The organism is Pollutimonas bauzanensis (assembly GCF_040393045.1).
Lineage (GTDB): Bacteria > Pseudomonadota > Gammaproteobacteria > Burkholderiales > Burkholderiaceae_B > Pollutimonas > Pollutimonas bauzanensis_A.
On sequence record NZ_JBEBUX010000179.1, the window covers coordinates 1 to 6,991 of the forward strand.

7 protein-coding genes and 1 other RNA gene are annotated in these 6,991 nt (G+C 55.7%); 6 read left to right on the forward strand and 2 right to left on the reverse strand.

Features of this window, described 5'->3' with window-relative positions; translation table 11 throughout:
* Positions 1-159: 159 nt before the first annotated feature.
* Positions 160-525, forward strand: coding sequence for a DUF4870 family protein (locus tag ABWO67_RS18545; protein ID WP_353154566.1), 366 nt, complete (start codon positions 160-162; stop codon positions 523-525).
* A 68-nt stretch (positions 526-593) separates the two neighbouring features.
* On the opposite strand, the gene ABWO67_RS18550 is transcribed toward ABWO67_RS18545, so the two are convergent.
* Positions 594-866 carry an SWIB/MDM2 domain-containing protein gene (locus ABWO67_RS18550; protein WP_073110102.1) on the reverse strand — a complete coding sequence of 91 codons (273 nt, stop codon included), beginning with the start codon at positions 864-866 and terminating at the stop codon, positions 594-596.
* Between the two features lie 207 nt (positions 867-1,073).
* On the opposite strand from ABWO67_RS18550, the gene ABWO67_RS18555 reads away from it, so the two are divergent.
* Together ABWO67_RS18555 and pyrC are read left to right on the forward strand one after the other, a co-directional pair.
* Positions 1,074-2,270 carry a M20 aminoacylase family protein gene (locus ABWO67_RS18555; protein ID WP_353154570.1) on the forward strand — a complete coding sequence of 399 codons (1,197 nt, stop codon included), beginning with the start codon at positions 1,074-1,076 and terminating at the stop codon, positions 2,268-2,270.
* Positions 2,271-2,306: 36 nt separating this feature from the next.
* Entirely contained in the window at positions 2,307-3,368 is a 1,062-nt protein-coding gene (pyrC, locus tag ABWO67_RS18560; RefSeq protein ID WP_353154572.1) for a dihydroorotase, read from the forward strand.
* Positions 3,369-3,444: 76 nt separating this feature from the next.
* Here pyrC and ABWO67_RS18565 read toward each other — a convergent pair whose 3' ends face one another.
* Entirely contained in the window at positions 3,445-5,250 is a 1,806-nt protein-coding gene (locus ABWO67_RS18565; protein ID WP_353154575.1) for an ATP-binding cassette domain-containing protein, read from the reverse strand.
* A 64-nt stretch (positions 5,251-5,314) separates the two neighbouring features.
* On the opposite strand from ABWO67_RS18565, the gene rnpB reads away from it, so the two are divergent.
* The 3 genes from rnpB to rsmH form a co-directional block, all read left to right on the forward strand.
* Positions 5,315-5,729, forward strand: an RNA gene (gene rnpB, locus ABWO67_RS18570) — RNase P RNA component class A.
* A gap of 260 nt (positions 5,730-5,989) precedes the next feature.
* Positions 5,990-6,418 carry a division/cell wall cluster transcriptional repressor MraZ gene (gene mraZ / locus ABWO67_RS18575; protein ID WP_353154581.1) on the forward strand — a complete coding sequence of 143 codons (429 nt, stop codon included), beginning with the start codon at positions 5,990-5,992 and terminating at the stop codon, positions 6,416-6,418.
* 8 nt (positions 6,419-6,426) lie between these two features.
* Positions 6,427-6,991: 16S rRNA (cytosine(1402)-N(4))-methyltransferase RsmH (gene rsmH, locus ABWO67_RS18580; protein ID WP_353154578.1), on the forward strand; the 565-nt coding region annotated here is incomplete at its 3' end.

A 6,991-nucleotide genomic window follows, 5' to 3' on the forward strand; every position in this document is an offset into this window, starting at 1 on the left:
TTATAGTGAAGAAAACCCCCAGCCCATTAAAAAGGCTGGGGGTTTTTGTTTGCGCCAAGGGAATGCGCGACGCGAAAGAATCAAGTCGGTTAAAATAATGCACAATTACCAATTACCACACCGTCAGTTTCTCTCTATATTGTTTCCCCGGAGGTTTGTATGACCCAGGCGTATCCGCCAGAAGACGACAAGGGCTTGTCAATGCGTAATATTACGCACCTTATCTATGGCCTTTTTGCGCTTGGCTTGCTTAGCGCCGGCTTTTTCGGGATTGCGACAATCGCCGCGGTCATATTGGCCTACCTTAAGCGCGGCGATGCGGCCGGTACGCTGTATGCCAAGCATTTCGACTGGGTGATCAAGACATTTTGGTGGGGAATGCTCTGGGTCGTTTTAAGTGCCCTGGCGACGTTTATTTTTATTGGTTGGATCACAGGTGTCATAGCACTGGTCTGGGTCGTCTACCGCATCATTAAAGGCTGGCTAGCGCTGTTGTCGGGCCAGTCGCCAGCTGCCGAATACTAAACAACGCTGTACACATAAAAAAACGCTGACTGGCGAAAACCAGTCAGCGTTTTTTTTGCCCGGGCACTTTATTTCAAGTGGCCGCTTACCAGTTTGGTAAGTTCGAACATCGATACCTGTTCTTTACCGAACAGGGGACGCAATTTGTCGTCAGCATTGATGTTACGGCGATTCGCTGGATCTTGCAGATCGTGCTTCTTGATGTAGTCCCAGATTTTCTTGGTGACCTCAGTGCGTGGGACTGCCTCTGGTCCGATAATGGCAGCTAAGGTAGCACTAGGTGTGAGTGGCTTCATGAACGCCGCATTAGGTTTACGGGCGGGTTTCTCGGTTGTTGCCATAGAGTAGGGCTCCTAACTGATAGTTAAAAAAAACATTTCCCCAGCAGCATAACGTGAGATTCCCCTAAAGACCAAGTAATTTATGTAGAAGAATTCGTCTGGGGGGATGTTTTAATCGTGTCTGTTGATTCTCGGGGCATTATGGTAATGTTTTGCATCCGGTTAACCTAGCCGATATTTACTGGCTTTCTCAGGAGTATTCAGGCGATGCACGCAAAGAATGTTTACGAATCCATCCGTCTTTTCCACGATGAACTGACTGCGATCCGCCAGGATATTCACGCGCATCCCGAACTGGGCTTCCAGGAAGTGCGCACCTCCGCACTGGTGGCCAATGCGCTTACCGCCCTGGGTTATACGGTTCATCGCGGGGTTGGCAAAACAGGCGTTGTGGGCTTGCTGGATGGCAAGCGGGTCGATACAGGCCTGAGCATTGGGTTGCGGGCCGATATGGATGCCTTGCCCATCCACGAGCAGGGCGCCAAGGCCTATGCGTCTACCAATCCGGGTGTGATGCACGCGTGCGGCCATGACGGCCATACCGCGGTGTTGCTGGGCGCTGCACGCTACCTGGCTGAAACCCGTAACTTCAATGGGCGGGTGGTCCTGATTTTCCAACCGGCCGAAGAAGGCCTGGGCGGGGCCAAAGCGATGCTGGATGATGGCTTGTTCGAACGGTTCCCTTGCGACGCGATTTACGGCCTGCATAACTGGCCAGGATTGCCGCCAGGGGTCATCGGCGTGAACCCCGGGCCCATGATGGCGGCCGCCGATCATTTCGAAATTCACATCGAGGGACGGGGCGGCCATGGCGCCCATGCATACCAAACCAATGATCCCGTGGTCATCGCTGCACAATTGATTACCGCATTGCAAACCATTGTGTCGCGCAATGTTCCGGCACCCGATTCCGCAGTGGTGACCGTGGCGGCGGTTACCGCAGGCAATTTGCAAGCCATGAATGTCATTCCCAAAGATGCGCATATGGTGGGCACGGTACGCACCTTTAATCCAATCGTGCAGGAACAGATTGTCCAGCGCATGCAAGAGGTCGTCGACGGCATCGCCGCGGCTTTCAAGGCCAAGATCCACATGAAGTACCACAGGCTTTTTCCTGCTACGGTCAATACGCCCGAGCATGCAGCATTCGTTGCCGATGTGGCGACCGAATTGTTCGGCGCCGATATGGTCGTGCCTAATCTTGTGCCGTCGATGGGGTCCGAGGATTTTTCCTTTATGCTGCAACGACGTCCTGGTGCGTACTTCAGGCTGGGTCAAGGCGGCGCAGAGTCGGGCTGTGTATTGCATAATTCCGCATTCGACTTCAACGATGCCGTGATCCCTGCCGGCAGCGCCATGTTTTGTCGTTTGGTAGAGCGAAGCATGCCGTTGGTATCCGGGTGATAATCCCATATTCGTTTCATTCAAATTTATCTTCGCATGCAAAGCACTATTGATACCCTGACCATTGTTCGCCCGGATGACTGGCATCTTCATTTGCGCGATGGCGCTGTGCTGAATTCGGTGGTGGCCGATACGGCGCGACAATTCGGCCGCGCTATCGTCATGCCCAACCTGAGGCCGCCGGTTACCACGATCGATCTGGCTGCTGCATACCGCGACCGCATTCATTCGGCGCTGGCCCAGGCAGATATCGAGCCGGGTTCTTTCACCCCCTTGATGACCCTGTACCTGACCGATAACACCACGGCGGCCGAAGTGCTCCGGGCTAAAGAATCTGGCTTCGTGCACGGCATAAAGCTTTACCCCGCAGGCGCAACCACGAACTCTGATGCCGGCGTTACCGACCTTCTGGGGCGTTGCGCGCCAGCGCTGGAAGCGATGCAGGCATGCGGCATGCCTTTGTTGGTGCATGGCGAGGTTACTGACCCCGCCATTGATTTGTTCGATCGCGAAGCGGTATTTATCGATCGCGTGATGATTCCATTGCGCAATGCCTTCCCCGAATTGAAAGTCGTGTTCGAGCACCTCACGTCCAGCGACGGTGTGGATTACGTACGACAGGCCCAAGGCCCAGTGGCCGCCACGATTACCGCTCACCATTTGCTATATAACCGCAACGCGCTGTTTCAGGGCGGGATCCGGCCCCACTGGTATTGCTTGCCGGTGCTCAAGCGCGAAAAACACCGCCTTGCTCTGCTGGAGGCCGCCACCAGCGGCACAGGGCGTTTCTTTTTGGGAACAGACAGTGCGCCCCACCCAAAGGGACTGAAAGAGCATGCTTGTGGCTGTGCTGGTTGCTATACAGCCTTGCACGCTATGGAACTATACGCAACGGCGTTCGACTCAGTGGGCAAGCTGGAAAACCTCGAGGCATTCGCCAGCTTGAATGGCCCCGCCTTTTATGGTTTGCCGGTTAACCAGGGTACGCTGACATTGCGCCGTGCCACTTACCAAATCCCCGCGGAGTTGCCCATGGCCGACAGTACGGTAGTGCCGCTGGCAGCGGGGGAGTCCCTGGGCTGGACTGTGCAGCAATAACGCAGATGGCTGAAAGCAAATTGGCCCGAGGGTAAAGACCTCGGGCCGATTTCTGTTCCTAACGCTACTTATTATGTCAGCCGGCGCTGTTTTTCTTTTCTTCCAGCGCTTCCCAGCGCGCGAACAAGGTATTCAGTTGTTGTTCGATACCATGCAGCTGTTCGTTGATGATACTGACTTCATCCGGCGCGTCGCGGTACAGGCTGCCGTCGGCCAGTTTGGCAGTAAGTTGGGTTTGCTTCGCTTCCAGTTGCGCGATGGTGTCGGGGATTTCTTCTAGCTCGCGCAGTTCCCATGACGTTACACGGGCGGCCTTGACGGGCTTGGCGCGTTCCGCCGCAGCCGCTTCTTTTCTGCGGGCCTTTTCTTCTGCGGGGTCGGGCTGTTCGGGGCGCTGGGCCAGCCATTCATCGTAGCCACCCACATACTCTTGCCAGTGTCCGTTTTCTTCGGCCGCAAAAGTCTGGGTGACCACGTTGTCCAGGAATGCCCTGTCGTGGCTGACCAGCAATACGGTGCCGGGATAGTCCTGAAGCAAGTCCTCAAGCAGTTCCAGCGTTTCGATATCCAGATCGTTAGTAGGCTCATCCAGGACGAGGATGTTGGTAGGCCGGGCGAACATCCGGGCTAGCACCAGCCTGGCGCGCTCGCCTCCTGAGAGGCTTTGCACCGGCGAGTGCGCACGAGCGGGCGGGAAAAGGAAGTCTTCCAGATAGCTCATGACGTGCTTGCGCTGGTTGCCGATCTCGATCCATTCGCTGCCGGGGTTGATGGTGTCGGCGAGCGTGGCATTTTCATCCAGTTGCTCGCGCATCTGATCGAAATACCCTACGGTCAAGTTGGTGCCAAGACGGACACTGCCGCTGGTAGGCTGCAATTCGCCAAGGATGATTTTCAGCAGGGTAGTTTTGCCCGCGCCGTTGGGGCCTATAAGGCCGATGCGATCCTTGCGCATAATCGTCGTTGAGAAATCACGTATCAATACGCGGTCGCCATAACTATGGCTGACATTTTCGAGCTCGACGACCAGCTTGCCTGATCGCTGTCCTTCGGCGACGGCCAGGCTGACATTGCCCACACGTTCGCGGCGGACCGCCCGGTCTCGCCGTAGTTGTTCCAGCCGTCGTACACGCCCCTCGTTGCGGGTGCGGCGCGCTTCTACGCCTTTTCGTATCCAGGCTTCTTCCTGGGCCAGCACCTTGTCGAACTTGGCATTCTGCTGCTTTTCCGCTTCCAGCCATTCGGCCTTGCGTTGCTGCCAAGTCGTGAAGTTGCCGGGGAAGCTGAAAAGCTTGCCGCGATCGAGTTCGACGATGCGTGTTGCCACGGCATCAAGAAAGCGTCGGTCGTGAGTGATAAGTATGGTGCTGCACCTGGCAGTCAGCAGCAGGTTCTCCAGCCACGCAATACCGATGAAGTCCAGGTGGTTGGTGGGTTCGTCCAGCAACAGCAGGTCAGGCTCGTCGGCCAAGGCGCGGGCCAGCGCTACGCGTTTGCGCGTGCCGCCGGACAGTCCTGCGACCAGCGCGTCAGCCGACAGGCCTAATTGTTCTATCAGGGCGTTGACGCGCGAGGGCCGCTGCCAGTCTTCGCTTTCTGTAATGTCGCCGCAAAGCGTATCGAAAACAGTTAGGGACTCGTCGAGCTCGGGCTCTTGCTCTACGGTGGCGATCTTCAGCCCGCCTAGGCGCATGATTTCGCCGTCGTCGGGACTGGTTCGGCCATCCAGCAGTTTAAGCAGGGAGGACTTTCCGGCGCCGTTCCGACCAATGAGACCAATACGTTCGCCAGGTTGTATTGCGAAGTCGGCGTGATCCAGCAAAGGGTGGTGACCGTAAGCGAGCTGGACGTCGGTTAAGGTAATAAGAGTGTTGGCAGCCATAAACGCAAAAAAACCAGTAATCGAGAGTAAAGATGCTATTGTCGCAGGTTACACTGCTATCTGTGAGGCAGGTCGGGCAATCGCGGTGCTTACGGCATCGAGGAAGGTCCGGACTCCACAGAGCGGGGTAACGGCTAACGGCCGTCCACGCTGGCGGTGCGCAGCAATGCACATCACCAGCATGAGGAATAGGGCCACAGAGACGAGACTGCGGCGCGGGCATGCTTTTGCATGCACTGACACGGCTATCTCCGTGTTGCGTACAGGGGCAACCCCGTGCGGCGCAGCAGGGTGAAACGCGGTAACCTCTACCCGGAGCAACATCAAATAGGCATACGCCTGGCCTTGTGCCAAAAGAGCGGCTCGCTCGAGTATGCGGGTAGATGGCTAGAGCACGGCAGCAATGCCGCGCCCAGAGGAATGATTGCCCGCCAGGTTCGCCTGGTGTACAAAATCCGGCCTATAGACCTGTCTCACACCTTACTATTTCCTTTCTACCTTCTGAATGTCAGCAATTGCAAAGATCCTGTAGCGCTATTCGCGCTTCTTCTAATAAAGGACTTGCAGATGCATCTCCAATTTCTTGATTTCACTACGTATTTTTTTCCTTGTCTTGGCGAAAGCTCGGCTAAGTGCTTGTTGTAATTGAAAAAATTGCAACGAGGCGCTTGACCTACTGCATTCCATACCGTAGAGTGGGGAAAAGTAGGTTTTTGTGCAAAAAAGTGGGGAAAAAATCTTGTTCCAGGGTAGCAGTGCTCTCACGTTAGATGCTAAAGGTCGGGTCTCGATTCCGACCAGGCACCGTGACGCCCTCGTTTCCCAGGTAGAAGGTCGCCTAACCCTGACGCGCCACCCAGATGGTTGTTTACTTGTGTATCCCCGCCCGGTGTGGGAAGAAAAGCGCGAGGAAATAGCCAAATTCCCTATGTCGGCCCGCCCATTGCAGCGTTTGCTGCTGGGTAATGCCCAAGATGTGGATATGGATGGTTCGGGTCGTATTCTGGTTGCACCGGAATTGCGCCATGCTGCCGGCCTGGTCCGCGAAGTCATGCTGTTGGGAATGGGTAGCCATTTCGAACTGTGGGATGCCGCGGAATATACGCGCCGTGAGGCCGAAGATCTCGCCAAGGGCATGCCCGAGGTTCTGGAACAATTTTCATTCTGAATCCGTATATGGAGTTTTTGCATCGATCCGTGCTGTTGGAGCCTACGGTCAACGCCCTCGTTGATCCTGATTTTGGCGCCAAGAGGAAACATGGAACCGTTACTGATATGCCGCTGCCTTTGGTCGACGGCGTTTTTGTAGACGGCACATTCGGGCGCGGTGGTCATAGCCGTTTCTTGTTGTCCCGTTTGTCGGCGCAGGCCAGGCTCGTGGTGTTCGATAAGGATCCGCAAGCCATAGAAGTGGCCCATGCCTTGCAGCGCGAAGATGCGCGTGTGGTGGTGGTGCATGCCGGGTTTTCTACTATGCCCGAGGCGCTTGAGCGATTGGGCATAGATAAGGTTAACGGCGTCATGCTTGATCTGGGGTTTTCATCCCCTCAGATTGACGATGCCAGCAGGGGGTTTTCGTTCATGCGCGAAGGCCCGCTGGATATGCGGATGGATACAAGCAGCGGACTTACCGCTGCGCAATGGCTGGCGCAAGTCAGTGTTGAAGAGTTAAAGGAGGTCATAGCAAAATATGGCGAAGAACGGTTTGCTTTCCAGATTGCAAAGGCGGTTGTTGCTCGCC